This is a genomic window from Inquilinus sp., from assembly GCF_039594555.1.
In the GTDB taxonomy this organism is placed as follows: Bacteria; Pseudomonadota; Alphaproteobacteria; order DSM-16000; family Inquilinaceae; genus Inquilinus.
In genome coordinates, this window is the sequence record NZ_JBCNNF010000633.1 from 1 (window position 1) to 2634 (window position 2634).

The 2634-nt window shown below is 69.7% G+C and carries 2 protein-coding genes and 1 pseudogene; all 3 read left to right on the forward strand.

The features are described from left to right. A pseudogene (locus ABDW35_RS35265) lies at nt 1–436 on the forward strand (potassium-transporting ATPase subunit B); the annotation flags it as partial. Nucleotides 437–443: 7 nt separating this feature from the next. Beyond that, complete coding sequence (kdpC, locus tag ABDW35_RS35270) at nt 444–1049, forward strand: potassium-transporting ATPase subunit KdpC (RefSeq protein WP_343718504.1); 606 nt, start codon at nt 444–446, stop codon at nt 1047–1049. 13 nt (nt 1050–1062) lie between these two features. Further along, nucleotides 1063–2634 (forward strand): DUF4118 domain-containing protein (locus ABDW35_RS35275; RefSeq protein WP_343718505.1); only part of this gene is annotated, 1572 nt, incomplete at its 3' end.

The following is a 2634-nucleotide window of genomic DNA, read 5'->3' on the forward strand; positions in this document are numbered from 1 at the left end:
CACGGTGGCGGCGCGCGAGGCCGGCAACATGGTCGACCTCGACAGCGACCCGACCAAGCTGATCGAGGTGGTGGGCATCGGCAAGCAGCTGCTGATCACCCGCGGCGCCCTGACCACCTTCTCGATCGCCAACGACGTGGCCAAGTACTTCGCCATCATCCCGGCGATGTTCCTGGCCTTCTACCCGCAGCTCGGGGTGCTCAACGTCATGGACCTGCACTCGCCGCAGAGCGCGATCCTGTCGGCGATCATCTTCAACGCGCTGATCATCATCGCCCTGATCCCGCTGGCGCTGCGCGGCGTCCGCTACCGGGCGCTGAGCGCGGCCGCGCTGCTGCGGCGCAACCTTCTGATCTACGGCCTGGGCGGCATCATCATCCCGTTCGTCGGGATCAAGGCGATCGACCTGATCGTCACCGCCCTCGGCCTGGCGTGAGGCCACTATGCTGAACCAGATCCGTCCCGCCATCGTGATGATCGTCCTGCTGACGATCCTCACCGGCATCGCCTACCCCTTCGCCATGACCGGCGTGACCCAGGGGCTGTTCCCGGCCCAGGCCAATGGCAGCCTGGTGAAGCGCGCCGACGGCACCGTCATCGGCGCCGCCCTGATCGGCCAGAACTTCACCAGCGAGAAGTACTTCCACGGCCGCATCTCGGCAACCTCGGGCACCGACCCGAACGACCCGAGCAAGTCGATCGCGCAGCCCTACAACGCCGCCAACTCGGCCGGCTCCAACCTCGGCCCGACCAGCCAGGCCCTGGCCGACCGGGTGAAGGGCGATGTCGACGCGCTGGCGGCGCAGGGCATCCACAACCCGCCGGCCGACATGGTCACCAGCTCGGCCTCAGGCCTCGACCCGGACATCAGCCCGGCCAATGCCGAGCTGCAGGTCGCCCGGGTCGCCGCCGCCCGCAACCTGCCGGCGGACAAGGTGCGCCAGCTGGTGCAGGGCGCGACCAGCGGCCGGCTGCTGGGCCTGATCGGCGAGCCGCGGGTCAATGTCCTGCAGCTCAACATGGCGCTGGACGGGCTGACGCCCCCGTAGTCATCCTGGCCCAATGTCACTGACCGATCGGTCCGACGACGATCATCGTCCCTCGCCGGAAGCTCTGCTCGAGGCGGTCGCGAAAACCCGCGGCCGCCTCAAGATCTTCCTCGGGGCGGCGCCCGGCGTCGGCAAGACCTATGAGATGCTGTCCCAGGGCGCCGCGCGGCGGCGCGACGGGATCGACGTCGTCATCGGCGTGGTCGAGACCCATGGCCGGGCCGAGACCCAGGCCCTGGTTGGCGGCTTCGAGATCATCGCCCGCCGCCCGGTCGAGCATCGCGGCCGCACGCTGCAGGAGATGGACCTCGACGCCATCCTGGCGCGCAGGCCGGCCCTGGTGCTGGTCGACGAGCTGGCGCACAGCAACGCCCCCGGCAGCCGGCACGACAAGCGCTACCAGGATGTCGAGGAGATCCTGGATGCCGGCATCGATGTCTGGACCACGCTGAACATCCAGCATGTCGAGAGCCTGAACGACGTCGTCGCCCAGATCACCCGCATCCGGGTGCGCGAGACGGTGCCGGATTCCTGGATCGACGGCGCCGACGAGATCGAGCTGATCGACCTGACGCCGGAGGACCTGCAGAAGCGGCTGGCCGAGGGCAAGGTCTATATCCGCGACCAGGCGCGCCGCGCGGTCGACCATTTCTTCAAGCCCGGCAACCTGACCGCGCTGCGCGAGCTGGCGCTGCGCCGCACCGCCCAGCGGGTCGACGACCAGATGCTGGGCTATATGCGCGCCCATGCCATCACCGGCCCCTGGGCCGCCGGCGACCGCATCATGGTCTGCGTCAGCGAGGCGCCGAACAGCGAGGCGCTGGTGCGCTACGCCCGCCGCGTCGCCGACCGGCTGGGCGCGCGCTGGGTCGCCGTCTACATCGAAGGCTCGCGCCACCACCGGCTGGGCGAGGCCGAGCGCGACCGCATCGCCCGCGTCCTGCTGCTGGCGGAGAAGCTGGGCGGCGAGACGGTGACGATCCCGGCCAACGACATCGTCGCCGAGATCCTGACCTATGCCCGGCGCAACAACATCACCCAGATCGTCATCGGCAAATCCGACCGGCCGCGCTGGTTCGAGCTGCTGCACGGCTCGGTTGTGCACGAACTGGTGCGGAAGGCCGGCACCATCTCCGTCCACGTCATGGCGGGGGAGGAGATGGAGGGCCAGCCCGGCGCGGAGCGGATCCAGACCCGCCCGGCCGATGCCGGCATCGACCCGCGGCCCTATCTGGTGGCCGCGGTTGGTGTCGCGGCCACCACCGCCGCCGCCCATCTCGTCGCCTTCGCCGCCACCACCAACAGCATCGCCCTGGTGTTCCTGCTGCCGGTGCTGTTCTGCGCCGCGCGCTACGGGCTGGGGCCGTCGATCTTCGCCTCGCTGCTCAGCGTCTTCGCGGTCAACTTCTTCTTCCTGCCGCCGCTGTACAGCCTGGTGATCGCCGATCCGTCGAACGTCACCACGCTGGTGTTCTTCCTGGTGGTCTCGGTCGTCACCTCGAACCTGCAGAGCCGGGCGCGGCTGCAGGCACGGGCGGCGGCCGCGAGGGCCCGGGCGACGGCGGAGCTGTTTGGGTTCAGCCGC